Origin of the sequence: Marinobacterium aestuariivivens (genome assembly GCF_042661465.1) — a bacterium.
Taxonomy (GTDB): Bacteria; Pseudomonadota; Gammaproteobacteria; order Pseudomonadales; family Balneatricaceae; genus Marinobacterium_A; species Marinobacterium_A aestuariivivens.
This window is the reverse complement of record NZ_JBHSWE010000001.1, coordinates 4211784-4236429: the sequence shown is the minus strand read 5'-3', so window position 1 is coordinate 4236429 and position 24646 is coordinate 4211784. Positions and strand designations below refer to the sequence as shown.

Below are 24646 nucleotides of genomic sequence, written 5' to 3'. Positions count from 1 at the left end.
CTGCGTTTACAGCATTTTTGCGGGGCGGCCTTCCGTCATCCATGGTGGTCAGTGCACCCTACATCTGAAGGCGGCATCCTTATCACGTTACGGCAGAAAATTGCTCCTGCATTTCCGGTACACCGGACCGCTGCATACACGCGGGCAGCCTTCCGACGTCCATGGCGATAAGCCGGCGAGCACCGGGAGTATTTTCCGATAATTCTCGCCAACGGCCCGCCAGAGGCGAGGCATGGATGCCGAGTCTCAGATCGGCACAGGGATGTATCTAGGGGCAGGTTTCACATTTCACAATCTTCAACAAATTATTGGGAGAACGTGAATTTTGAGACCTGAATCTTTGCACTTGAAACTTATCCGGTTTGGGCGCTGGTGAGCCGAACCTTATGGCTGATCATAGTGTCCACCGAGAGCGAATATGTAAATGGAATGCTCATCGAAGCGATATATCAGCCGGTCTTTTTGCGAAATGCGCTTCGACCATAAGCCGGAGAGGCTGTGCTTCAGTGGTTCCGGTTTGCCCAAACCGGAGGAAGGATCTTCAGAACGGAGCATTTCCTTGAGTAGCTTGCACAAGGCCTTATGCAGCTTTTTGTCCCTCTCACGCATGTTTTCATACGCTTCCCAGGTATTGCCTTCAAATACCAGTGATCTCATCCATTTGCTCGTCAGTCGGTTTGTAGCCTTGGCCGCGCGTATGGGTTTCAAGAGAGGCGGCAATTTGCTGCATCAGGTTCTGACTTTGGAGTACATGCAACGTTTCCTGCTCTCTCTCCCAGTCATCGGCGCTCAATACCACAAAATCCTCGCCGGCCCGCCGAGTGACCTTGAGGGGTTCATGCCTGCTAACCACCTGCTCTACAAGAGTTTTCAAGTTGTCTCTGAATTTGTTTACGCTAATGGTATCCATAAAGCCCCCAAGTGTACGGAATTGCCGTACAAGTATAACTTGGAACTCCGGGGACAGTATACCTGTTTCGGCATAGTACGCCGGACATCCAGAGGGGCATCTCGCAATTGCGATGGGTTGATGCCCAAGGCTCTGATTGCCATTATGAGCGCACGCAGCGACAAGACATCCACAGCACAGGGACTCCGCATGTTTACCGTTCTCTATCGATGGATCATCGCACCTGATCAGGCGCAGGACTTCATTTCAGGCTGGGAGGCGGTCACCGACCATTTTATCGAGCATCACGGCGCCCTGGGCTCGCGCCTGCACAGGGTCGCCGACAATACCTTCGCCGCCTATGCCCAGTGGCGCTCAAGGGAAGCGAGAGCCGCCGCCTTTGCGGCCAATGATGCACCGGAAGCGGCGGTTGAGAAGATGAACCGGGCGATTGTCGATCGGCTGGAGCCGATCGAGATGGGCGTGGTTTCGGACAGGCTGATAGACGTCAGCTGAAAGCGGGTGCAGGCTTCGGCGTCTTGATTGTTACCTGGTGGCAGCGTACGACCGGGCTGGTTTGTGGCTGGATGGCGCAATGCGCTTCGCTGATTGCGCCCTACGTCGTTTTCCAGGATTTGGAGAGGGATTCGGGTATGGGGTTTCAGGCGATACCGGTGTTGCGGATCTTCGATGAGGACAAGGCCAGGGAATTCTACCTCGGCTTTCTCGGCATGACGCTGGACTGGGAGCACCGGTTCGACGACGATGCGCCGCTCTATATGCAGGTATCGAAGGGGAACCTGGTGTTTCACCTGACCGAGCACCATGGCGACTGCTCGCCGGGGAGCAAGGTGTTCGTCCGGGTCGAGGACCTCGACGGGCTTTTCGCCGAGATCGACGCCCGCCCCTACCGCTACAACCGGCCCGCCATCGAGGTCGCGCCCTGGGGCGACCGCTGCTTTACCCTTACCGATCCCTTTGCGAACCGGATACTCTTCAACGAGCGAAGCAACTGAGTGCAATACGTAAGATGTCATCGATACCTTCCTCCGCGCACCCCGGCGCCCGGCTGACCGGAGGCCCCCCACGGCAGAGGCCGATGCCGTCCTGCTTGCGGCCAGTGGCCTGGGCCTTTGTGAGCGGGGACAGTGGCTGTGGCGGGACCTGGACCTGTCCATTGCCGAGGGCGAGCGGCTCGCCCTGTCGGGCCCGTCCGGCAGCGGCAAGACCACCTTGCTGCGCGCCCTTGCCGGCCTGATACCGATAACCGAAGGCGAAATCCGCCTTGCCGGACGCGAGCTGTCCGACTGGTCGATGCCACATTACCGCAGCCGGGTCGTCTATCTGCCGCAGCGGCCGGTGTTCGGTGAAGGCAACGTCAAGACGGTTTTGGCGGAGCCTTTCGGATACCGCGTACACGGTCGGCGGACGCTGCCCGGGGAGCCGCTGCACGCATACCTGCAAGTGCTGGGTCGCGACGACGCTTTTCTCGAGCGCCCCGTCTCGTCCCTTTCCGGCGGCGAAGAACAACTGGTGGCGCTGCTGCGACTGCTGCTGCTTCAGCCTTCACTGCTGCTGTTCGATGAACCGACGGCTTCGCTCGACCTCGATACCCGCCGCCGTGTCGAGGCCCTGCTGCACGGCTGGCATGAGGAGGACCCTCGTCGTGCCTGGGTTTGGGTCGGCCATGATGCCGACCAGTGCAACCGGATGGCAGACCGGCAGTTGACGCTGCGGTGGCAGCGCTGATGCCCGGCGAATACCATGCACTGGCGCTGGTCGATGTGGCGGTGGCGGCGCTGCTGCTGCTGATCAACCTGGGTCTGTCCATCGGCCTGAAGCTTGGACTCGCCCGCCCGCTGCTGGTTGCCGGCCTGCGCATGACGGTGCAGTTGCTCCTGGTGGGGCTGATCCTCGAATGGGTCTTCGCCCTGCAGTCGCCGCTGCCGGTACTCGGCATCGCACTGCTGATGGCGACCCTGGCCGGCGTCACGGCGGCAGGCCGCAGCCATCGGCGATTCGCCGGCATCTACTGGGACAGCCTGATATCGGTGTTGGGCGCGGCACTGGTGGTCACCGGCGTGGCGCTCGCCGGCATCGTCAAGGTGACGCCCTGGTATGACCCTCAATACCTGATTCCGATGCTGGGCATGGTGTTGGGCAATACCCTGAACGGCATCAGCCTGGGGCTGGACCGCTTCACCGGCACTCTCTACGAACGCAGCGCCCTGATCGAATCCCGACTGGCGCTCGGCGCGACACGCTGGGAGGCGGCACGTACCGAGATTCGCGAGGCATTGCGCACGGCGTTATTGCCGACCATCAACAGCATGCTGGTGATGGGCGTGGTCAGCCTGCCCGGGATGATGACGGGACAGATACTCGCCGGTGCGGCGCCGGCGGACGCCGTCCGCTACCAGATCGCCATAGTCTTCATGATCGCCTCGGCAGCCGCCCTCGGATCGCTGGGGGCGATCCTGCTGGCCTATCGCCGGCTGTTCAACCGCCGGCATCAGTTCCTCAAGTTTTTGCTGGATGGGGACGAACCTTGATCACCAGAGTCTGGTCAAAGCCGCCCATCCGGTTTAGGCTTGCAGACAAGATCACCCCTGGTGATCCGCGTCGCTCGGACGGTTCCGGGCGCTTACGTATTCGAGGACATTATGTCTCAAGATTCTTCCGTACCGCCGGTACGCCGGTTTTCGCGTATCGATCGCCTGCCCCCCTATGTGTTCAATATCACCGCTGAGCTGAAGATGGCCGCGCGCCGCCGGGGCGAGGACATCATCGATTTCAGCATGGGCAACCCGGACGGCCCGACACCGCCGCATATCGTCGAAAAGCTCTGCACCGTGGCGCAGCGCGAGGACACCCACGGCTACTCCACCTCCCGGGGATTCCGCGACTGCGCCGGGCGATCTCGCGCTGGTACGCCGACCGCTACGGCGTCGAGATCGATCCCGAAGAGGAAGCGATCGTCACCATCGGCTCTAAGGAAGGCCTGGCGCACCTGATGCTGGCCACCGTCGACCATGGCGACACCGTGCTGGTGCCGAATCCCAGCTACCCGATCCATATCTACGGCGCCGTCATCGCCGGCGCCCAGGTGCGCTCGGTGCCGCTGATCCCCGGCGTCGACTTCTTTGTCGAGCTGGAACGGGCGATCCGCGAAAGCATCCCGAAGCCGAAGATGATCATCCTGGGCTTTCCGTCCAACCCCACGGCGCAGTGCGTGGAGCTCGACTTCTTCGAGCGGGTCGTGGCGCTCGCCGTGCAGTACGGCGTCCTGGTGGTACACGACCTGGCCTATGCCGATATCGTCTACGACGGCTGGAAGGCACCGTCGATCATGCAGGTGCCGGGCGCCAAGGAGATCGCGGTGGAGTTCTTCACCCTCTCGAAGAGCTACAACATGGCGGGCTGGCGCATCGGTTTCATGGTCGGCAACCGCGAGCTGGTCAATGCCCTGGCGCGCATCAAGAGCTATCACGACTACGGCACCTTCACGCCGCTGCAGGTCGCGGCGATCGCCGCTCTCGAGGGGGACCAGCAGTGCGTGCGGGATATCGCCGAGCAGTATCGCCTGCGCCGCAACACCCTGGTGAAGGGGCTGCACGAAGCCGGCTGGCAGGTGGATATTCCCAAGGCCTCGATGTATGTCTGGGCGAAGATTCCCGAGCCGTACCGGGCGATGGGCTCGCTGGAGTTCGCCAAGAAGCTGCTGGCCGATGCCAAGGTGTGCGTCTCCCCCGGCATCGGTTTCGGCGATTACGGCGACGACTACGTGCGCTTCGCGCTGATCGAGAACCAGAACCGCATTCGCCAGGCGGTGCGCGGGATCAAGGCGATGTTCCGTGCCGACGGCCTGGTACAGCCACCGGAAGCGACGGTATCCGGCGAAAAGGCACCCAAGGGTACCTGAGGTCCAGCGTCCTGCCCGGTGCCCGCCGGTCATCTCGGCAAAAGGGGCCGGGCAGCGGCGGCGTGCAGACAGATTAGTCTGTTTGCACGCCGCGACAACGATGCGGTGCGGTTCGCTGCACTCCCCTGATATCGCTCCCAGCGATATCAGGATTTCCTCCATCCCTGGAGGTTACCAGCACCCTACAAGAGCAGCCGGCCTGGCCGTCAGAATTCCGGGTTGTATTCGAGGCCGTGCAGTTCACCGCCGTCGACGAGGGAACGGGCCGCACGCAGCACCTCCCGGTCGTACTTCGGCGACTCCTGCTCCATGATGGCAATGGCGTCCTGGAAACTGCGGGCCTTGCGGTAGGGCCGTACGCCGGCGATCGCTTCGAGGCAGTCGGCGGCCGCCACGATCGATACCTCCAGCGGAATCTCCTGCCCACCCAGCCCATAGGGGTAGCCGCTGCCATCGTGGCGCTCATGGTGCAGCAGCACGATATCCTTGACCGTCTTATCGAAGTCGATGCTCGCGAGGATGCTGTGGCCGACCTCCGGGTGGCGCTTGATGAACGCCCATTCGTGACTCACGAGCTTGCCCGGTTTGGTCAGGATCTCGATCGGCACCGCGAGCTTGCCGATATCGTGCATGCTGGCGCCCAGCCTGATCGAGTCGATGACAGGTCCTTTCAGCCCCAGCGTTTCGGCCAGCTTGAGCGAAATCGAGGTGGTGCGGGACATGTGACCGTTGGTATAGGGATCGCGCTGTTCGATCGCCTGTGTCAGGGCACAGGCGGTGTTGCGGAAATTTTCGAGCTGATGCCGCTGCAGGGCATAGATGCCGCTCTGGTCGATGAATTCCGCCAGCCGGTATTTGCGGCCCTGGACATGGAAGAGCCGCGGCGATACCACCACCTGCTTCACGGCACCGTTTTTACTCAGCAGCTGCAGTTCATAGCGCGCGGTGATATCGGCCGCGAGCCGCCTTTTCAATTCGCTCCGGCATTCGGGGACGACCAGCTGCAACACATCCATGTCGCGAAGTTCGGTGATATCGTAACCGACGAGCGCGGCGAAACTCTCGCTGGCGGCTATCAGCCTGCCGTTCATCGTCAGGACGAAAGCGCCGAACAGAAACGACAGCGCATCGATGACGCCGTCCGGACCGTGGCGCAGGAAGACGCTTTCGAGAAAATCCTCTATCTGGTCGGGGCAACCTTGGTACCGGCTATCCATACTGAAACCCACCCCATCATAATTCCGTTTTAATCTGGACAGAAAACATCCGGTAGCATAACCCTAAAACCTGTAGTGAAATAGCTTCTTAAATACGATATTCGACCCCAAGGGCCGGCATATTCCCATTCAAGTCCCGGTGAATGCCTTTTATCGGTAATTTCGGAACTAAATCGGAAATATAAAATATAACAATGGGTGATCCGCGTATTACCGCCATCTCTCGCGGTTATGAGGATTATCGAAGCAACGGCTGTAAGCTGCTCCGCAAATGGAGACTGAACACCCCTGGAGGACCCGATGCCCGACAATAACCACCCCGTTGCCGTCGATGTGAAAAAGCCTGCCGGCCCGCGCAAAGCCGTCGGCCTACCCCGAGCCCTTCGCGGCTCGCATGGCGGGCCGGGAGAAGCGCCCCTCGGCGAGCCGTTCGGACTGACCAACTTCGGCGTCAACCTGACGACGCTGGCACCCGGTGCCGTCTCGGCGCTGCGCCATGGCCATAGCCGGCAGGACGAGTTCGTCTACATTCTCGAGGGTTGTCCGACGCTGCATACCGATGAAGGCCGGACCCGACTCTCGCCGGGCATGTGCGCGGGCTTTAAGGCCGGAGGCTGCGATGCCCACCAGCTGATCAACGAAACCGATGAAACGGTGGCCTATCTGGAAGTCGGCGACCGCACGCCAGGCGACGAGGCCCACTATCCCGACGACGACCTGAAGGCGGAAATGATCAAGGGACAGTGGCGGTTTGCCCACAAGGATGGCCGCCCCTGGTGACGGGGCGCGCTACTGCACCGTTTCTTCGCTCAGGCGCGGTGTTGTATCACTGCCGTTCGACCGGGCGAAGGCCTCGAACTGCCCGGCCGGCAGGGGTTTGCTGAAATAAAACCCCTGCACCTCGTCGCAGCCGTGCAGGCGCAGGAAGGCGAGCTGGCTGGCCGTCTCGACGCCTTCGGCGATGGTCTTCATGCCAAGGCTCGCCGCCATATGGATGATGGTGCCGACGATCGTCTTGTCCTCCGGATCCTCGTCGAGGTCGCGCACGAACGACTGATCGATCTTCAGCTTCGATACCTTGAATTTCTTCAGATAGCTGAGGCTGGAATAGCCGGTGCCGAAGTCGTCGATCGACATCCGGATACCCTGCTCATGCAGACTGTCCATGATCCTGACAGCGCGCTGCGCATCGTCCATCGCCACCGCTTCGGTCAGCTCCAGCTCCAGGAGGTGGTAAGGCAGGCCTTCCTCATCGAGGATCCGGGTGATCAGCTCGGTGATGTTCTCCTGCCGGAATTGCACCGCGGACAGGTTCACGGCAACGGGCATCTCCGGCAATCCCCTCGCCCGCCACGCCTTCATCTGCCGGACTGCCGTGCGGATGACCCATTCACCGATGGGTGTGATCAGGCCGCTTTCCTCCGCGATGGGGATGAACTCGGCCGGCGATACCATACCCCATTCCGGGTGGCGCCAGCGCAACAGGGCCTCGGCGCCGACGACGCGGCCATCCCGTATCGACAGCTGGGGCTGATAGTGGAGTTGCAGCTCATCGCGCTGCAGCGCCTGCCTGAGCGCGCCGGCCAGTTGCAGGTAGCGCACGGACTGTGCCTGCATCTCGGGGGCGTAAAAGCTGTAGCCGTTACGGCCGCTCTGCTTGACGCGATACATGGCCGCATCGGCATTGCGTGACAGGGTGTCGAAGTCCTCACCGTCGTGGGGATAGAGCGCAATGCCGATCGACGGTGTCACCAGCAGCTCCTGGTCATCGATGTTGCAGGACGGGGAAAACGCCTCTATCAGCGACAGGGCGACGTGGATGGCGCCCTCTTCGTCCGTATCCGGCAGTACGACAATGAACTCGTCCCCACCCAGACGCGAGACGATATCGGCCTCCCGCAAACGGGCCTTCAGCCGCCGGGCCACTTCGATCAGAACCTCGTCTCCCGCACCATGCCCCAGGGTGTCGTTGATCTTCTTGAAGTGATCGAGATCCAGGAACATGACCGCCAGCGGCTCGCCATTGCGATGTGCCATGCCGAGTACATAATCGAATCGATCCTTCAGCAGGCTGCGGTTCGGCAGACCGGTAAGCTGATCGAAATGAGCAAGACTTTCGATGCGCGCTTCCGCCTCCTTACGCGCGGTGATATCGGAAATGGCGCTGATAAATCCCACGACCTCTCCCGTCGCGCTGCGCTCGGGTACGTAATGGGCCAGGTATACCCTGGGCCCCGTCTTCGAACGCAGTATCATATCGCTGCTCACCGCGCTTCCCGCCAACGCGGCCGCCATATCGGGACGTGCCTGCGCACAGCTGTCCCGGTCCATAATCTGCGCGGCCGTCTTGCCCACCAGGTCCTCCGGCTGGAGTCCGAAAAGCCCGGCATACGACTGATTGACGAAGCGGTATCGATACTCTTTGTCGCACTGGGCGATATGCACCGGCGCATGATCGGTGATGAACTGCAACTGGCGCTCGGCTCCCTGCAGGAGACTGAAGGGATATTCGATCGTTTCGACAAAGATGGCACGATAGAGGAACAGGTAGGATATCGATTTGTAGATATGTCCCAGGAAATTGTAGATATCGCCGACATCGGAATAGAGCGTGAACAGGAACTCGCTGAGCGCCATCGAGCAGACGGCGCCGAACAGCATAGGCGCATTGAAATTCAGCACCCCGCGCATCCGAGCCAGCAGCACCAGGGCGGTCGCCAGGTTGAGCGCGACCAGCCCATACTCGTAGTAGACCTTGAACGGCGTCAGCCCGTGCCCGTCGATAAAGGTACGGGGCAGCCACTGGTCATGAAACAGCAACAACCAGTGCAGCCCCGCCATCAGCAACAGCACCGGCACCAGCGCCACATAACGATAGGCGTGGGCAGTCGCGGGACGCCAGGCGGTCGAGGCGACCACAAAGAGCACCAGCGCTGCGAGCGTGCGGGCGGCGAGCCAGAAGTTGATGGCTTTTTCCACACCGTTGGGCGTCACGAAATCGGGCATGCCGTGATAGGACAGCATATGGGAGGTATCGAGTATGCCGACTCCCAGGAAACCGCAGGACATCAGCAGGATATTGGCCGGCAGTCCCCTGCGAAAGGTATTGAACCCGACAGCGAATACCAGCAACGCAATACCGATCGCCAGCAATTCGAGCACCGTGTGCACCGGCAGATAGTTGGCGAAGCTCTGCAGCGACTCCCTGTAGGGCAGGTGGGTGACGACAACCACACCCAGCACCAGCACCAGCAGTACCAGTGAGAGTCGCCCCATCGTCCCCCGATGGCTGGCGTGCAACCGAAAGCCGGCGAGTGACATTTGGGTAGGCCGCAACTGTCTCGAGTCCATTGGATCGTTATTCTTCTTCGCCAACAGCCGGCGCGGTTTTCGGTAAATTCGGATATAAGCGACAACGAATATACTGGAAAAACCCTGTCAGGGACACGATGCCGGAGTATCGATCGCGGTATTGTTGATCCGACGCAATGACCTCAACGCCCCGGCAGCGGCAGCGGCAGCGGCGCACCGGATTTCACCGTGCGCAACGCGAAATTGCTCTCGATCTCCCGCACCATCGCCAGTGCCTGCATCTCCCGTACCCAGCTGTCGTAGTCGACCAGATCCGCGACCACCACTTCGAGCAGGTAGTCCGCGGAGCCCGAGACTGTGCTGGCATTGATCACCGCCGGCATGTTCATCAGCGCCTCTTCGAATCCCGCCACCGAGCGGGCACCGTGATCCTGCAACTTGACCTGAACGAAGACCGTCATGCCCAGGCCGATGGCGCGACGGTCGAGCTGCGGTTGATAGCCGGTGATGACGCTTTCGGCCTCGAGCCGCCGCAACCGCCGCAGGCAGGGCGAGGCCGACAGCGAGACCTCCTCGGCGATATCGGCATTGCTGAGGCGGCCATCGCGCTGCAAGGCCCGCAGTATCTTCAGATCGGTGCCGTCCAGACTGACCTTTTCACCCATGCCGGTATCTTCTGCCAATTTTCTGTTTGTTCACGCAACTTTTAACCCGACAAGACCGGCTTTACAAGAAAGATAACACGAATCACCCTGGAGCCCTGGCGGATAATAAGCCTCCGATCAGGCCGGCGAGGAGCAGGGACAATGGAACAGTATCGTGGCGAACCGGCGCTCAATGCCCCGGGACTGGGGGCCATGGCGGCGACACTGCTGATCTGGACCGGCTTTCTGCTGTCACTGCGCGCCGGCAGCCAGTCGGCCCTGACATCGACGGACCTGGCTCTGATGCGCTTCGGCCTGCCGGCGCTCGTCTTCATGCCGCTGCTGTGGCGGGGCTGGCCGCAGTTCCGCCGTGTCCGCTGGCGCCAGGCTCTGCTGCTGATGCTCGGCGGTCTGCCGTTCTTCTACCTGATCTCGCTGGGCAGCCAGCTTGCTCCGGCCGCCCATGCCGGCGCCCTGGTGCCGGGTACGGCGCCGCTGTTCGTCACCGGCCTGGCGGTGCTCGTGTTCGGCGAGCCCTTCCCCGCCAGCGCCTGCTAGGACTGGCTATCATCGTCGCCGGCGTGCTGGTGCTGCTTGGCGGCGGCCTGCTGGATCTGCACAGCGGATACTGGCGCGGGCACCTGGCCTTCCTCGGTGCGAGCCTGCTCTGGGCCTGCTATACGGTGGCGTTGCGGATCATCGGGCTTGGCGCGCTCGAGGCAACCGCCCTGCTCTGTTCGGGTTCGCTGCTCGGACTCGTCCTGCTGTTGACGGGCGGGCTGGTCGACTCTACTCTGGCAGAGATCGGCTGGCACGACCTCTGGCCCTACCTGCTGACCCAGGGACTGGGGGCCGGTATCGTTGGCGGCTTTACCTACGGTGTCGCCATCCGCCGCCTGGGTGCCGAGAAAACCGCGGCCTTCGGCTCGATCACACCGGCGCTTGCCGCCGTCGCCGCAGTGCCGCTGCTCGATGAGCCGATCTCGGCCGACACCCTGGCCGGGGTGCTGCTGATTACCCTTGGCGTGCTGCTGGCAAGCCGTCTGCGCGACTCCCGGCCCGTCGTCTCACGGGCCGGATCCTGAACGCTTTTCGGCCTCAGCCCGGACATCGGAGGCGCCGTCAAAGCAGCAGCAACGGCATGAAGATCAATACCAGCAACCCGGCCCAGGCCAGGATACCGATTGCCAGGGTGGTGAAGGTCAGGCTGGCGACCTCCAGCTCCTCATGCATATGCAGCACCGCTTCGATACCGTGGTAGACCAGCGAGATGGCGCCAATCAGCCCCAGCATCGCCAGCGTCACGACAAAGGCCAGGTTCGGTACGAAGAGCCCGAGGGCCGAGACCCAGAGCGGAATCGCGGCGACCGCCGCAATCGTGAAAGCATCATGGTAGGGAATCCGGACCTTGCGGGTCTCGCCGTTGCTCTTGATCGCCCAGGCCATCAGCGGCACCGTCACCAGCTCGGCGACAAAGAACACCGCGGCACTGACCGCCCAGCTGCCGGCCTCGGCCCCGGGAAAGAAGCGACTGCCATAATGCAGGCCCGCGTACTCGATCATCGCCGGCGGCACCAGCGAAAACGGCAGCACCAGTAACAGGAACAGCTTGATCACCGACGGGTGAACGCGCTCCAGCTCGTCCCAGCCGCCATGGGACGAAACGAACATTCGGGGAATATCGAACACAGTCATCGTCAACCTCCTCGCCATACCTGATGGCTGCCAGATGCTGCGAATGCCCTGCTATCAGTATGGATGATCAAACGCGGGCGCGTCGCCGTATCCGCGTTACGAATGCGGCCTTGCCGACTTCATGGTCTACACTTTGCCGTTATCTGCTGGTGTCCGACATCGGGGCTCATGGAGTCCGGGCCGGCCGCCGTTCCGCCGGAGGAGAAAAGCATGGACTCTCAAAACCTGACGGAGGAGAGCAGAAAGCAGGAGACAAGGCTGGTCGTATTCCTGCTTGTATTTCTGTTCCCCATCCTCGCCGTCGCTATCGTGGGCGGTTACGGCTTCATCGTCTGGATACTGCAGATGATCTTCGGACCGCCGGGCCCGCCTTCCTGAAACCCGCCTCGTTACGCAATGCCGAGCAACTCACCGGAGGAGCAGAGTGCACTCGAGAAGAGCCTTTCTACGCGGTTTCAATCCAGCCGCCTCCAGCATCGCCCCGCCCTGGACCGGTGCCGACTTCACCGACCGCTGCAGCCGCTGCGATGCCTGTATCGACGCCTGCCCGGAGTCCGTACTGGTTCGGGGTGACGGCGGCTTTCCTGGCTCGACCTGTCCCGCACAGGCTGCAGCCTGTGCGGGGACTGCGCCCGCGCCTGCCCGGAACCGGTATTCGATCTCGGCCGCAGCCCATTGCCCTGGAATGCCCGCCTCGAAGACGGCTGTCTGGCACAGGCCGGCATCCACTGCCGCAGCTGCGAGGACAGCTGCGAGGCCCGCGCGATACGTTTTTCGCTGCGCCGCGGTGCGCCCCGGTACCGGCCATCGACACCGATGCCTGCACCGGCTGTGGCACCTGTCTGTCGAGCTGTGCCAACCAGGCGCTGAAACTGGAGCCGATCCATGACTGAGAAGCTGCATATCGTCAGCCTGATCGTGCACCTGCGCCCGCAAAACCGGGCCGGGTTCCGTCGCTGGGCCGACAGCCGGGAGGGCCTCGGCATCGAGCTGGACAGCCCCGAGGGCAAGCTGGTGCTGCTCGCCGAAACCGCCAGCAGCGCCGAGATCAACGCGCTGCTGGAGCAATTGCAGGCAAGACCCGGAGTACTCAATGCCGTCCTCGTCTATCACGAGGAACTGGACGCCTCGACCTGCGGCGAAGCCATGCTGCGGGACGATGGCGAGACCGATCTGATCAAAATCGTCGGAGAAACCTGAACATGTCGATCACGCGCAGAGACTTCGCCGGGCCAGCGCCTGGCTGCAGCCGCGTCCGCGGCCGGCCTGCCGATCCCCGCCAGCGCCCAGAACCTGATCGCCGAAGGCGATGCCAACCGCCTCGACTGGAACAAGGCTCCCTGCCGCTTCTGCGGCACTGGCTGCAGCGTCATGGTGGCAACGCGGGACAACCGGGTGGTGGCGACCCACGGCGACATCAAGGCGGAGGTCAATCGCGGCATCAATTGCGTCAAGGGCTACTTCCTGTCGAAGGTCATGTACGGCACCGACCGCCTCACCCGGCCGCTGTTGCGCACGCGCGACGGTCAGTATCACAAGGACGGCGACTTCTCCGAGATCTCCTGGGATCAGGCCTTCGACATCATGGCGCAGAAATACCGCGACGCCATCGCTCAACAGGGCCCGGACTCGGTCGGCATGTTCGGCTCCGGGCAATGGACCGTCTGGGAGGGCTATGCCGCCAGCAAGCTGATGAAGGCGGGCCTGCGCAGCAACAACATCGATCCCAACGCACGCCATTGCATGGCCTCGGCCGTCGCCGGCTTCATGCGCACCTTCGGTATCGACGAACCGATGGGCTGCTACGACGATATCGAGGCGACCGACAGCTTCGTACTCTGGGGCTCGAACATGGCCGAGATGCACCCGGTGCTCTGGTCGCGGGTGACCGACCGCCGGCTCTCCCACCCGGGCTGCAAGGTGGCGGTGCTGTCCACTTACCGTCACCGCAGCTTCGAGCTGGCGGACGAGTCGATGATCTTCACCCCCACAGCGACCTGGTCATTCTCAACTTCATCGCCAACTACATCATCGAAAACGACAGGGTGAACCACGACTTCGTCAACCGTCATACCCGTTTCGCCCTTGGCCAGGCCGATATCGGCTACGGGCTGCGCGACGAGGATCCGCGGGAACAGGCGGCCGCGGGTCGCGACAAGGCCGGTGCCAGCACTCCCATCAGCTTCGAGGAATACGCCGAGTTCGTGAAACCCTACAGCCTGGAACGGGCGGCCGAGGCCTCCGGCGTGCCCAAGGAACGGCTGCTGGCGCTGGCCGAGCTTTACGCGGACCCGCAACGCAAGCTGGTGTCGTTCTGGACCATGGGATTCAACCAGCATACCCGCGGCGTCTGGTGCAACAACCTGGTCTACAACCTGCATCTGCTGACCGGCAAGATCTCCAGCCCCGGCAACAGCCCCTTTTCGCTCACCGGGCAGCCCTCGGCCTGCGGAACGGCGCGCGAGGTCGGCACCTTCTCTCACCGTCTGCCGGCCGATATGGTGGTCGCCAACCCCGAGCACCGGGCCATGGCGGAGGAGATCTGGAAGCTTCCGTCCGGGACCATTCCCGCCAAGCCGGGCCTGCATGCCGTGGCCCAGAGCCGGGCCCTGAAGGACGGCAAGCTGAAAGTGTACTGGACCCAGGTCAGCAATAACGCCCAGGCGGGCCCCAACCTTATGCAGGAGCTTCTGCCCGGCTGGCGCAACCCGGAGGTCTTCGTCATCGTCTCCGATGTCTACCCCACTGCCTCGGCCCAGGCCGCGGACCTGATCCTGCCCGCCGCCATGTGGGTCGAGAAAGAGGGCGCCTACGGCAACGCCGAGCGGCGGACCCAGTTCTGGCACCAACTGGTCAAGGCCCCGGGCGAGGCGAAATCGGACCTGTGGCAGCTGGTCGAGTTCTCCAAACGGCTGACGACCGACGAGGTCTGGCCGGCCGAGCTGCTGGACCAGGCACCGGAATATCGCGGCAAGACGCTCTACGACGTGCTCTATGCCAACGGCAACGTCGATGCCTTCCCGAACGACGAGCGGGAACCGGGCTACGCCAACGACGAGGCCGATGCCTTCGGCTTCTATATCCAGAAGGGCCTGTTCGAGGAATATGCCCGCTTTGGCCGGGGCCATGGCCACGACCTGGCACCGTTCGAGCGCTACCACCAGGAACGCGGCCTGCGCTGGCCGGTGGTCGACGGCAGGGAAACCCGCTGGCGCTTCCGCGAGGGTGAGGACCCCTATGTCGAAGCCGGCAGCGGCGTGCAGTTCTATGGCCACAAGGACAACCGCGCGGTGATCTTCGCCCTGCCCTACGAGCCGCCCGCGGAATCGCCGGACGACGAGTATCCCTACTGGCTCTGCACCGGCCGCGTACTCGAGCACTGGCATACCGGCTCGATGACCCAGCGCGTGCCGGAACTGCACAGGGCAGTGCCCTACGCCCTGGTATACATGCACCCGGACGATGCACAGGACCAGGGCATGCGTCGCGGTAGCGAGATCAAGGTGGTCAGCCGGCGTGGCGAGATGAAGGCCCGGGTCGAGACCCGCGGCCGCGTCGAAGTCCCGCGGGGACTGGTCTACATCCCCTTTTTCGACGCCCAGCGGCTCGTCAACAAGCTGACACTGGATGCGACCGACCCCATCTCCCGGCAGACCGACTTCAAGAAGTGCGCCGTCCGCCTCGAGCTGGTATCTCTCGCCTAGGAGAAGACCATGAACAGCAAAGCCCTCATCTCAGCAAGCGGCATCGGACCGGCCGTCCTGGCCTTCAGTCTCGCGGGCATTGCGCAGCCCTATCCCGACACGCCGGGCCCCGACGGCGTTCGCAAGGGTGGCACCCTGTTCGAGACGCTGCCGGCCCCGCGCATCCAGGACCCGGTGAACGTCGATACCCGCCGCGTACGGGCCTATCCGGAGCAGCCCCCGACGATCCCCCACACGGTGCGCGATTACCAGATCGACCTCAACAGCAACCAGTGCATGAACTGCCATACTCGCATCCAGACCGCCGTCAGCGGCGCACCGATGATCAGCATCACCCATTTCATGGACCGTGATTTCCAGGTGCTGGCGGCCGTGGCGCCGCGGCGCTATTTCTGCATGCAGTGCCATGTCCCCCAGTCCGAGGCGCCACTCGCCGTCGGCAATACCTTCAAGGACGTGGACATTCTGCTGCGAAACGGGGACGACTCTGAGGGTGAGGCGCCATGAAAGCATGGATCAAGGCTTACTGGAATATACTGCGCAGGCCCTCCGGCTATTTCAGCCTGGGCTTTCTGGTGCTGAGCGGTTTCATTGGCGGCATCGTCTTCTGGGGGGCTTCAATACCGCGCTGGAGGCGACCAATACCGAGACGTTCTGCACCGGCTGCCACGAGATGCGCGCCAACGTCTTCGAGGAAATGAAGACCACCATTCACTACAGCAATCGCTCCGGCGTGCGCGCCACCTGTCCCGACTGCCATGTACCCCATGACTGGACGGACAAGATCGCGCGCAAGATGCAGGCATCCAAGGAGGTCTGGGGCAAGATATTCGGCACCATCAGCACCCGGGAGAAATTCCTCGACAAACGCCTGGAACTGGCCAAGCACGAATGGGCACGGCTGAAATCGAACGACTCCCTGGAGTGCCGCAACTGCCACAACTTCGATTTCATGGACTTTACCGAACAGGCCCCCGGGCGCGGGAACAGCACTCCACCGCCCTGGCCAACGGCGAGGCCACCTGCATCGACTGTCACCGCGGCATCGCGCATCAGTTGCCGGACATGAGCGAAGAGGACCCCTGGGGGCCGGGCAACCCGCTGCTCGACCAGGCACTGCGCTCCCCGGTCAGGGGTTCCGACTAGAACGAACGCAATAGCGATAATCGGCAGGGGGATCATTTACCCCCTGCCCGGCGTCAATATCGCCAAGCCGCGATCCAGCGACTACACTCAAATTTCGACAATCAAGACCCTCTTCATAGCTGTCCGGACAGACAGGTCCGTGCGGTAGCCTGAACGCCACGAATATTCGGCAATTTCAGAAACCGCTCTTCCGGGGCAAGCCCGTAAGGGGTCTGGAAGGAATTGTTCGCACACACTTCAAACTGCCGCCTGGAACAACACAACACTGCTAAAGAACAACGTGCCGGGGGAAGTGGCCAGACTGAAGCAACAGGGAAATGGGAACATATTTGTGTTCGGAAGCGCCAATCTATCCATGACGCTTCTGAACGAGGGACTTTTTGATGAGTATCGCCTTGGTATCGCACCAGTCATTTATGGAAAAGGCAGACTCTTATTCAGTGATGAACTAAAATCGCAAGAGCTTAAGCTGCTAGAATCACGCCCGCTTTCGACCGGCTGTGCGATCCTTAGCTATCAAAGAGCGGTGTGAGTACTTCATCATTATTAAGCCGGTATGAAAATACCGTTCATTATTCATAATGCATGGATGCATCATCATTGGCCTGAGGCCAATGCGAGCCCTTGAAAACAAAAGAATTTCGCAAAATTCCGCCCGGTTTTCAAGGGCGACAATTAAATAGGCAAGGACGCCTATTTAATTGCCGGGTTAATAGAGACACAACAAGGAGATTTCAAATGCCATACGTCAATGTCAAAATCACAAAAGAAGGTACAACGGCCGAACAAAAGGGAGAGATTATTGCAGGGGTAACCGAATTACTTCAACGGGTACTGAATAAAAACCCCGCGACCACAGTCGTGGTGATTGACGAAGTAGAGACAGATAACTGGGGAATTGCCGGCGAGCAGGTCACCCATCGCCGGATAAAGGGAAAATGAGGTTAGGATATTCCGGGTACCGCATACCTGATTCAAGCCACTCCTGACTGCAATCTTCATGCAGTCGTGAATTAACCGAGCCGAACCATGATCGAAAGCCGCTGGTGCGCAGGTGTCAATAAGCATACTGTCCCCTGAATTCGGCTTTCTGCAACGTCAGGCTTGTCCCGAAGGAGAATAGATATGGCCAAGCACGCGAAGAACAGGATCTGCCTCTGGTACAACGGTGACGCCGAACAGGCGGCGCGGTTTTACGCCAGCACCTTTCCCGACTCGTCCGTCGGTGCGGTGCTCCGTGCGCCGGGTGACTTTCCGTCCGGGAAACAGGGGGATGTATTGACCGTCGAGTTCACGGTGATGGGCATTCCCTGCCTCGGGCTCAACGGAGGATCTGCATTCAAGCACGACGAAGCCTTCTCGTTTCAGGTCGCAACCGCTGACCAGGCCGAAACGGACCGCTACTGGAACGCGATCGTCGGCAACGGTGGCCAGGAGAGCGCGTGCGGCTGGTGCAAGGACAAATGGGGACTGTCCTGGCAGATTACGCCGATCGCCCTGACGGAAGCGATCACCGATCCCGATCCCGCTGTCGCCAAACGCGCGTTCGATGCGATGATGCAGATGACGAAGATCGACATCGCCACAATCGAAGCGGCGCGCCACCGTTGAGGTTACACAGTCGGCCCTGAAAAACTCGCAACTCATTGATTTATAATGGACTATACTGTGCTTCGAACAGGTTAAACCCTTCGTTTTCACGCCTGACAGCCCAAAAAGTTGCAGAATCGTCGAATTATGAAGCCCAAGAAGAAGATCCACGAACCGCAGAGTGACTTGTTCAAACCGCGCCTGGAAGACATCGTCAATCCGGCCCATCCATTGGTGCGGCTGACAGCGGTCATCGACTGGGACCGGCTTGATGGGGAACTTGGGCAACACTTCGCGCCGGTCGGCGCGGCTGCTCTACCGACGCGGCTGATGGCGGGGCTTTTGTATCTGCAACACCTGCACAACCTGTCCGACGAAGCGCTGTTGGCGCAGTGGCTGGAGTCGCCGTATTACCAGTACTTCTGCGGCGAGACGTTCTTCCAGCACGACCTGCCTTGCCACCCGACCAGCCTGGTCAAATGGCGGCAGCAGCTGGGCGAAGAAGGCTGCGAATGGCTGCTGACCGAGACGATCAACGCCGGCCTAAAGTTGAAGGTGATCAAGCCCTCGAGCCTGAAGCGGGTGGTCGTGGATACGACGGTGCAGGAGAAGAATATCACCTTCCCGACCGATGCCAAGCTCTATCACAAGGCGCGTCAGCAACTGGTCGGTGTCGCACACGAGTTAAAGCTCACGCTGCGGCAGACCTACGACAAGGCCTGCGCTGAGCTGATGCCGAAGATCGGCCGTTACGGGCACGCCAAGCAGTACAAACGCATGAAGAAGGCGATCAAGAAAGTGAAGGGCTTTCTGGGGCGTGTGGTACGTGATCTGGAGCGCCAGGTCGAAGCCCAGGGGCTGGTGCTGAGCGACAAACAGCAGGTCTGTCTACGCCAAGCCAGGCAATTGCTGGTCCAGAGCCGCAACAGCAAAAACAAGCTGTACAGCCTGCATGAGCCGGCCGTTGAATGTATCGCCAAAGGCAAGGCCCACAAACGCTACGAGTTCGGCGTCAAGGCCAGCATCGCGGTCACCGCCAAAGAGTCGTTCATCCATCGTCGGCGCCCGCAGCTATGCGGGCAATCCGTACGACGGCCATACGCTGGCAGATCAGTTGCAGCAAGTGGAAACGCTGTCAGGCCACAAGCCGGCGTTCTGCTACGTCGACCGTGGCTATAAGGGCTCAGGCGTGGACGATGTGCAGGTGATCATCGCCGGTCAGAAGCGCGGCGTGCCGGAGTCGGAGAAGCGCTGGATGCGGCGACGCAACAGTGTCGAGCCGGTCATCGGCCACCTGAAATCCGATGGCAAGATGCGACGGTGCTTCCTGAAAGGCGCGCTGGGCGATGCGTTCAATGTACTGCTGTGTGCCTGCGGCCAGAATCTGCGCAAGCTGCTGCGGTGGCTTTATTGTGCCCCGAAAAAATACCGTCTGCTGCTGCAATCGGCGCTCAGTGCTATGCTGAGCGGGCTGAAAACAGGACAGGAACAAAAGGTACTTGCCGTTTGAACGCTACCTTGTCGTGATGCGTTCAAAATGCGACCGGAGGACAAGTGCGCTTATGCCTGTTGAAGCCTATTTTTCAGGATCGACTAACGAGAACACCAACGGGTTGTTGAGGCAGTACTTTCCAAAAGGCACAGACCTCTCGACATACTCGCAGGCGAAACTTAATGCTGTGGCAAAGCGATTGAATGAACGCCCCAGAAAGACACTAGACTATGAAACACCCGCAGAACGTTTTGCCCAATGTGTTGCATCAATCGGTTGAATCCACAGTCGTTAGTCACCAGATCTTCGTTTCCAGAAGATTCGAAGTACTGCATTTGCCGTTATTTCCGATATTACCAAATAAATCTCGACTTCGAGTCGGTACGCGACCTGCCATCCGAGAACTGATCGAGGCAACGAAGAGAGTCACATCGGCAAAAAGCGGTCCTTGATCCGTCGAAGGCACCTCGTTTCCGTTAACTGTTGTACACCTCCGTGTGAAGCTGTATCGATATACTGACAGACGTAACCATCTGTTTTTCGGGCAATTTTCGTTTTGAGATCATTACTCTGATAGCGTCATGTAACACCTGGATATATAAATGTATGCATTATCCGAATGCAATACCATGATATTCAGCACTTTACTTTTTTTGGTGTGGGCTATGCATCAACTTAAGCGAGTTCCAATATAGTCACGTATGCCGAGCGCCACTACAGGAGGGGCCCCTATAGCACAATAACAAAACCGACGAAGCTGGAGAAGACAATGAATGCACACAGATTCTTCACTCTTCCCATTATCTTATTGTTACTTTCTAACACCATACCCGCTGTTGAAATTGCCAAAAGCACGTTTGATTCAGATACAGATGGCTGGACATGGAACCCCATACAAGATCCTGCTTTCAGTTGGGAAGCGGCTGGGGGCAATCCCGGCGGCTATATTCGTGCCGATGACAATTTGGATCAAGGCGGCGGCATGCAAGTCTTTGCGCCCGCTGCGTTTTTGGGAGACTGGTTGTCCCTTGGCGTGACGGAGTTGACGTATGATTCCAATATTTTTACAACCGGCAGTGTTTTCCTGATAGCTACGCATCATATTATTATTAGCGGGCCCGGAGGTGACGCCGATTGGTTTGGCCCCCCCCGATCCCTCCACACCCTGGAAAACTATCAGCGCACCAATCAACGAGGCTGACTGGACCGTCAATACAGGAACATGGGAGTCAATTCTAACCGATGTGACTGAAGTAAAAATTTTCATGGAGTACTACAATAATTTTGTGCCTTTTGAGATTACAGGTATTGATAATATTGCTTTGATTAGCGACGACCCCATCCCCATTACGTTGTCAATCGATATCAAACCGGGAAGTGACCCAAATTGCGTAAATACTAATGACCGTGGCGTCATCCCGGTTGCGATTTTGGGCAGCGATACCTTTGATGTAAATTCCGTTGACGTCCGTAGTTTGGTTTTCGCGGGATTGGCGGTGCGGGAAAAAGTAAACGAAACCCCACAATGTGGCATGGAAGACGTCAATGGCGATGGCTTTATCGATCTGGTGTGTCAATATGCAGACGACACTGCGTACTGGGCTCCCAATGTCGAAGTCGCCACGCTGACCGGCCTGTTGCTGGACGGCACTGAATTTGACGGCACGGACTCAATTTGCATCGTTCCCTAGGCAAAGATTTGACAGGCTGCACTGAGACTCAGAGCAACTTGCAGCCCGGCACCTTCGACTAACGCCAATGCGGGGCAGGACGCCCCGCCGGGGAGCAATCAGGCGGTAAACTGATTTGTGCAATTCGTGCAGCAATCCTCGGTCTTAAGTCCGGCGGCAGGCTACTCCACCGCCCGCCCCGGCTATGTTCGGGCTAAATGTTGATAATTCTCGGTCATGATTAAATCTGTCATAAAATCAAACGGTTGGTTCAGTTTCGCTCTATGCTGATCAAACCAGCGTTACCAGCCCAGATAATGCGGTAGATATTTGGTGGCGACACCATGAAATCGCTGGATCCAGCCTTTGAGGCGCTGGTGATAGTTGTTCACGCCCTGGATATGAAAGGCAGGTGCTTTCAGGCGTTCGCCGGCGCTGGCATTGATCACCTGATGCGCGAGGTGATGTTTGGCAGCCAGTGTCTCAAAGGTCAGGTGGCCGTCGGTACAGAGCACAATATCCGGGCTCAAGCGTGGTAGCAGGTGCTGTTCGACATTTTTCAGCGTGAAGTGGTCAAGCACAATGTCGGCTTTGCCGGCACTGCGGTCACGCGCCACCAGTACCGGCACCCACTTTGCCTCCTTTTTACCGGCATTACCGCGTTTGCGCGCGCTGCGCTGAGGGATCTTACGCTGCCCCTTGAAGGACTCGCGGAACAGCGTCTGGTCGGCTTCGACGATGCCGCTGAGGGCCTCAGCATTGAGGGTATCCGCCAGCTCTAGAAATCGGTGGCGCCAGCGAAATGACGTCGTCAGATGGATATGGCAACGGGCGGCGGCGGTCCGCAACACCTCGGAATTGAGCATGGATTGTGCGTAGTCCATCCACAATTCGCGCTTGCGCAGTCGCGCCAACGGCGTGCCGGTCAGGGCCGTGAATGTCTTATGACAACTCCGGCAGCGGTAGCGTTGTATTCCCTTAAGGGTGCCCCAGCGATAGATCTGATTATGGTCACAGTGGGGGCATCTGAGCTGGGATTGCAGCTGTTGTTCCAGATGCTCGATGATCGCGGGAATCGCTTCTGGATGCTGCAACAGCTCAAGCAGTAGGTGGCGCTGACTGGGGCTTAGCGAGTCGACAGCGGCCGTCAGCTGGCCAAACTCACCCTGCTTCATGGGAGACCTCCGGCTATTGCTGGGGTTTTATGAAGTGTAGATGAGCTTCAACAATAGAGCCGAACATAGCCTAAATGAGCTGTGAAGTTGGTCGGTTTTTGAACTATTTTTAGGAGTAATATCGTGGTCTACATAGACTGTCTCATCTACATTGTTGTCGGAGGAAGTGACGGTTTTATTTCAACGGGACCCGACGATACTACGGGACAGATGGAGACAGTACCATGTCTACCTACAGTACACTCTTCCTGATCAGAACATCGGCAAAGGATATTAACTCCATACTGCTTGCTACAGGAGTTGGCGTTTACAAGCTCTCGCCAAGTTGGTCATTTGATCAGAGATTCACGAGCCAAAAAGCGTGGCACATTTTAGTTATTAATGCTAAAAAAAGCGCCTTTATTTTCTCATTACGCAATAACAAGAAATATTTCAACATGGTTGTATAGCACAACTGCATCTATACTTTTTTGCTTTAGAATAAAAAGTATTTATAAAAATTTTATTATATCAATAGCCCAGATTGCCCAATATTTCATACTGGTCTTAGTACTTATTATTGCCGGTTGTGGAGCGACGAAGAGCGTCAAGAATTCCCCGAATTCACCTAGCTCAACTAACGAAGCCATTGTTTTTGGCAGCATTCAAGTAGTGGGCAGCTTTTCAAAAGAATACAGTTCTAATGCATACGTTCTATTGGCGAATTTGTCGACTTCTTCCGGAGTTACGTTACAACGTACAAAGGATCTTTCAAGTCCAAATGCCGCAATAGCTTTCACTTGGAAACTTCCGGCAGGACAGTATTCGATAATACAATACGAAGAAGGATATTCTTCTCGACCACATGGCCGGCAATTAATTCACGTTGATGCTAGATTTACGATACAAAAATCACAGCCTACAATGTATTTAGGAAGACTAATCATTAAAATTATTGGCAAGAAAGCAACCATGCAAATAGACGATGCTATAGATCAGGATTTTGAGTGGCTCAAAAAAACATTTCCAAATATTGAAGGAGAAGTATCTAAAAAATTAATGATAATTCATCGCAAGAGGTGAAAGCATAAAATCATCTCGCAGTATATTTAAACAGTCTAACAAAAAAATTAAACTACAAGATATCTGCGCAGCTATAAAATCGATTCTTTAAGAAAAGAATATGACTGGAGTGTAAAAGATGAAAGCTAAACCATCGCTAATACTTTCAGTAGCGTTTTCCATATTCTTACTTTCCTCATGTGTTTTACATCAATATCATGGCGTAGAGCCAGTGTCGCCGAGTAATTTTACAAACCTTGGCAGAAGATATATAAAAACCGTTGATAGCCTCCAGCCAAGACTAGTTTGGAAATCTATGGACAATATCAGAACAGAGTACGATCTGATTATTTACTATGGAATAAAGGATACAGGTAGCCGTATAAATAATTATATAAGAGGGAGTGAAATTTATTATCGGGAAGGTCTCAATGAAAACAGCCACAAGGTTGAGAAAGAATTATCTCCGAATACTGTATATATCTGGTCAGTTAGAAGGCGTTCTGGGATTCAAATAGGTCCTTGGTCCACCTACGATTTCCAAGTAGCACTTATCCCAGTCCCAAAAAGAGCTGCTGACTATTGGGGTGAAAACTTATGGTGGACATTTAGGACGCCGAAACAATAAATTTCCTGATTAGCCATAAAGCTCAGCGATTTTTAGCAGTCGGTAGGGCATGGGCGGTGTTCTGGCCGCGTGGCGGCCAAGCTTGGGCAACAGGGCACGCAGATCAAATCGGTTATTGAACCGATAGCAGAACTCCGCCAGATACCGGGGTAAATGCTTTGAACCAATCGAGTGGCAGCTGCCGCGTAGCGAGTTTTTTACATTCGCAATCATAGTGTTAACCCAGTTGAAGGCTTTATGATCCAGGAGTTCCAACTTGCCGCCCACGACAAAGCACAGGTGTTCGCAGTCAGCCTTTTTCGTGGCCCTGAAGCACGCCAGGCCATCGGACAGGACGGTGCTACCATTGAACAGGTGACGCTGCGCCCAATCACCGATCGGCTGCGACCTGAAGCCGTCAACCACACTCATTCGTCGGCCCTGAAAAACTCGCAACTCATTGATTTATAATGGACCATACTGTGCTTCGAACAGGTGAAACCCTTTGTTTTCACGCCTGACAGCCCAAAAAGTTGCAGAAT

27 protein-coding genes and 5 pseudogenes are annotated in these 24646 nt (G+C 58.5%); 24 read left to right on the top strand and 8 right to left on the bottom strand.

Features of this window, described 5'->3' with window-relative positions:
• Positions 1 to 384 precede the first annotated feature (384 nt).
• Both ACFQDL_RS22175 and ACFQDL_RS22170 read right to left on the bottom strand, forming a co-directional pair.
• Complete coding sequence (locus ACFQDL_RS22175) at positions 385 to 657, bottom strand: Txe/YoeB family addiction module toxin (protein ID WP_379910902.1); 273 nt, start codon at positions 655 to 657, stop codon at positions 385 to 387.
• On the bottom strand, positions 638 to 910 hold the full coding sequence (locus tag ACFQDL_RS22170; RefSeq protein WP_379910901.1) for a type II toxin-antitoxin system Phd/YefM family antitoxin: 273 nt from the start codon (positions 908 to 910) through the stop codon (positions 638 to 640). The genes ACFQDL_RS22175 and ACFQDL_RS22170 overlap by 20 nt, the downstream gene beginning before the upstream one ends.
• Before the next feature lie 189 nt (positions 911 to 1099).
• Between ACFQDL_RS22170 and ACFQDL_RS22165 the strand changes: the two genes are divergently transcribed.
• From ACFQDL_RS22165 to alaC, 5 genes and pseudogenes are all read left to right on the top strand, one after another.
• Positions 1100 to 1405, top strand: coding sequence for an antibiotic biosynthesis monooxygenase family protein (locus ACFQDL_RS22165; protein ID WP_379910900.1), 306 nt, complete (start codon positions 1100 to 1102; stop codon positions 1403 to 1405).
• Positions 1406 to 1542: 137 nt separating this feature from the next.
• The gene (locus tag ACFQDL_RS22160) at positions 1543 to 1905 is read left to right on the top strand and encodes a glyoxalase superfamily protein (RefSeq protein WP_379910899.1); all 363 of its coding nucleotides are present in this window, start codon (positions 1543 to 1545) and stop codon (positions 1903 to 1905) included.
• A gap of 19 nt (positions 1906 to 1924) precedes the next feature.
• Positions 1925 to 2638: an ABC transporter ATP-binding protein gene (locus ACFQDL_RS22155; RefSeq protein ID WP_379913259.1), complete on the top strand. Its 714-nt coding sequence runs from the start codon at positions 1925 to 1927 to the stop codon at positions 2636 to 2638.
• Positions 2638 to 3441, top strand: a complete 804-nt coding sequence (locus ACFQDL_RS22150; protein WP_379910898.1) for an ABC transporter permease — start codon at positions 2638 to 2640, stop codon at positions 3439 to 3441. Before ACFQDL_RS22155 ends, ACFQDL_RS22150 begins: the two co-directional genes overlap by 1 nt.
• 111 nt (positions 3442 to 3552) lie before the next feature.
• A pseudogene (alaC, locus tag ACFQDL_RS22145) lies at positions 3553 to 4811 on the top strand (alanine transaminase).
• 206 nt (positions 4812 to 5017) lie between these two features.
• Here alaC and ACFQDL_RS22140 read toward each other — a convergent pair.
• Positions 5018 to 6028, bottom strand: coding sequence for an HD-GYP domain-containing protein (locus tag ACFQDL_RS22140; protein WP_379910897.1), 1011 nt, complete (start codon positions 6026 to 6028; stop codon positions 5018 to 5020).
• Between the two features lie 300 nt (positions 6029 to 6328).
• On the opposite strand from ACFQDL_RS22140, the gene ACFQDL_RS22135 reads away from it, so the two are divergent.
• Positions 6329 to 6808: a cupin domain-containing protein gene (locus tag ACFQDL_RS22135; protein ID WP_379910896.1), complete on the top strand. Its 480-nt coding sequence runs from the start codon at positions 6329 to 6331 to the stop codon at positions 6806 to 6808.
• A 9-nt stretch (positions 6809 to 6817) separates the two neighbouring features.
• Here the strand turns inward: ACFQDL_RS22135 and ACFQDL_RS22130 are convergent, their stop codons facing one another.
• Together ACFQDL_RS22130 and ACFQDL_RS22125 are read right to left on the bottom strand one after the other, a co-directional pair.
• Entirely contained in the window at positions 6818 to 9304 is a 2487-nt protein-coding gene (locus ACFQDL_RS22130; RefSeq protein WP_379910895.1) for a bifunctional diguanylate cyclase/phosphodiesterase, read from the bottom strand.
• Between the two features lie 218 nt (positions 9305 to 9522).
• Positions 9523 to 10005, bottom strand: coding sequence for an Lrp/AsnC family transcriptional regulator (locus tag ACFQDL_RS22125; RefSeq protein ID WP_379910894.1), 483 nt, complete (start codon positions 10003 to 10005; stop codon positions 9523 to 9525).
• Positions 10006 to 10146: 141 nt separating this feature from the next.
• Here ACFQDL_RS22125 and ACFQDL_RS22120 point away from each other — a divergent pair, with 141 nt between their 5' ends.
• Both ACFQDL_RS22120 and ACFQDL_RS22115 read left to right on the top strand, forming a co-directional pair.
• Positions 10147 to 10542, top strand: a complete 396-nt coding sequence (locus ACFQDL_RS22120) for an EamA family transporter (protein WP_379910893.1) — start codon at positions 10147 to 10149, stop codon at positions 10540 to 10542.
• Between the two features lie 23 nt (positions 10543 to 10565).
• Entirely contained in the window at positions 10566 to 11069 is a 504-nt protein-coding gene (locus ACFQDL_RS22115; RefSeq protein ID WP_379910892.1) for an EamA family transporter, read from the top strand.
• A gap of 37 nt (positions 11070 to 11106) precedes the next feature.
• Here ACFQDL_RS22115 and ACFQDL_RS22110 read toward each other — a convergent pair whose 3' ends face one another.
• The gene (locus tag ACFQDL_RS22110) at positions 11107 to 11679 is read right to left on the bottom strand and encodes a Yip1 family protein (RefSeq protein ID WP_379910891.1); all 573 of its coding nucleotides are present in this window, start codon (positions 11677 to 11679) and stop codon (positions 11107 to 11109) included.
• Between the two features lie 210 nt (positions 11680 to 11889).
• On the opposite strand from ACFQDL_RS22110, the gene ACFQDL_RS22105 reads away from it, so the two are divergent.
• The 14 genes and pseudogenes from ACFQDL_RS22105 to ACFQDL_RS22040 all read left to right on the top strand — a co-directional run bounded on the left by ACFQDL_RS22105 (position 11890) and on the right by ACFQDL_RS22040 (position 21302).
• Entirely contained in the window at positions 11890 to 12057 is a 168-nt protein-coding gene (locus tag ACFQDL_RS22105) for a periplasmic nitrate reductase, NapE protein (RefSeq protein WP_379910890.1), read from the top strand.
• A gap of 149 nt (positions 12058 to 12206) precedes the next feature.
• Positions 12207 to 12572 (top strand): ATP-binding protein, encoded by a 366-nt coding sequence (locus tag ACFQDL_RS22100; protein ID WP_379910889.1) that lies wholly within the window; start codon positions 12207 to 12209, stop codon positions 12570 to 12572.
• Entirely contained in the window at positions 12565 to 12879 is a 315-nt protein-coding gene (locus tag ACFQDL_RS22095) for a chaperone NapD (protein WP_379910888.1), read from the top strand. The genes ACFQDL_RS22100 and ACFQDL_RS22095 overlap by 8 nt, the downstream gene beginning before the upstream one ends.
• A gap of 171 nt (positions 12880 to 13050) precedes the next feature.
• Complete coding sequence (locus tag ACFQDL_RS22090; RefSeq protein ID WP_379910887.1) at positions 13051 to 13728, top strand: molybdopterin-dependent oxidoreductase; 678 nt, start codon at positions 13051 to 13053, stop codon at positions 13726 to 13728.
• Complete coding sequence (gene napA, locus ACFQDL_RS22085; protein ID WP_379913257.1) at positions 13677 to 15383, top strand: nitrate reductase catalytic subunit NapA; 1707 nt, start codon at positions 13677 to 13679, stop codon at positions 15381 to 15383. Before ACFQDL_RS22090 ends, napA begins: the two co-directional genes overlap by 52 nt.
• A 9-nt stretch (positions 15384 to 15392) precedes the next feature.
• Positions 15393 to 15890: a nitrate reductase cytochrome c-type subunit gene (locus ACFQDL_RS22080; protein WP_379910886.1), complete on the top strand. Its 498-nt coding sequence runs from the start codon at positions 15393 to 15395 to the stop codon at positions 15888 to 15890.
• Positions 15790 to 16529 (top strand): annotated as a pseudogene (locus ACFQDL_RS22075) (NapC/NirT family cytochrome c). The gene ACFQDL_RS22080 and the pseudogene ACFQDL_RS22075 overlap by 101 nt, the downstream one beginning before the upstream one ends.
• Positions 16530 to 16809: 280 nt before the next feature.
• On the top strand, positions 16810 to 17061 hold the full coding sequence (locus tag ACFQDL_RS22070; protein ID WP_379910885.1) for a dihydrofolate reductase family protein: 252 nt from the start codon (positions 16810 to 16812) through the stop codon (positions 17059 to 17061).
• Between the two features lie 206 nt (positions 17062 to 17267).
• Positions 17268 to 17471 (top strand): 2-hydroxymuconate tautomerase family protein, encoded by a 204-nt coding sequence (locus ACFQDL_RS22065; RefSeq protein WP_379910884.1) that lies wholly within the window; start codon positions 17268 to 17270, stop codon positions 17469 to 17471.
• 183 nt (positions 17472 to 17654) lie between these two features.
• Positions 17655 to 18140, top strand: coding sequence for a VOC family protein (locus ACFQDL_RS22060; protein ID WP_379910883.1), 486 nt, complete (start codon positions 17655 to 17657; stop codon positions 18138 to 18140).
• Positions 18141 to 18266: 126 nt separating this feature from the next.
• Positions 18267 to 19629: pseudogene (locus ACFQDL_RS22055) on the top strand (IS5 family transposase).
• An 82-nt stretch (positions 19630 to 19711) separates the two neighbouring features.
• Positions 19712 to 19891: pseudogene (locus ACFQDL_RS22050) on the top strand (transposase); the annotation flags it as partial.
• A gap of 489 nt (positions 19892 to 20380) precedes the next feature.
• Positions 20381 to 20812, top strand: a complete 432-nt coding sequence (locus tag ACFQDL_RS22045; protein ID WP_379910882.1) for a hypothetical protein — start codon at positions 20381 to 20383, stop codon at positions 20810 to 20812.
• On the top strand, positions 20736 to 21302 hold the full coding sequence (locus tag ACFQDL_RS22040; protein WP_379910881.1) for a hypothetical protein: 567 nt from the start codon (positions 20736 to 20738) through the stop codon (positions 21300 to 21302). The genes ACFQDL_RS22045 and ACFQDL_RS22040 overlap by 77 nt, the downstream gene beginning before the upstream one ends.
• A gap of 281 nt (positions 21303 to 21583) precedes the next feature.
• On the opposite strand, the gene ACFQDL_RS22035 is transcribed toward ACFQDL_RS22040, so the two are convergent.
• Positions 21584 to 22456, bottom strand: a complete 873-nt coding sequence (locus ACFQDL_RS22035; protein ID WP_379910880.1) for an IS1595 family transposase — start codon at positions 22454 to 22456, stop codon at positions 21584 to 21586.
• A gap of 381 nt (positions 22457 to 22837) precedes the next feature.
• Here ACFQDL_RS22035 and ACFQDL_RS22030 point away from each other — a divergent pair, with 381 nt between their 5' ends.
• Together ACFQDL_RS22030 and ACFQDL_RS22025 are read left to right on the top strand one after the other, a co-directional pair.
• A complete protein-coding gene (locus tag ACFQDL_RS22030; RefSeq protein ID WP_379910879.1) occupies positions 22838 to 23518 on the top strand; it encodes a hypothetical protein in 681 nt (226 codons plus the stop codon).
• A gap of 118 nt (positions 23519 to 23636) precedes the next feature.
• On the top strand, positions 23637 to 24125 hold the full coding sequence (locus tag ACFQDL_RS22025) for a hypothetical protein (RefSeq protein ID WP_379910878.1): 489 nt from the start codon (positions 23637 to 23639) through the stop codon (positions 24123 to 24125).
• 9 nt (positions 24126 to 24134) lie between these two features.
• On the opposite strand, the pseudogene ACFQDL_RS22020 reads toward ACFQDL_RS22025, so the two are convergent.
• Positions 24135 to 24539, bottom strand: a pseudogene (locus tag ACFQDL_RS22020) (IS1595 family transposase); the annotation flags it as partial.
• Between the last annotated feature and the right edge of the window lie 107 nt (positions 24540 to 24646).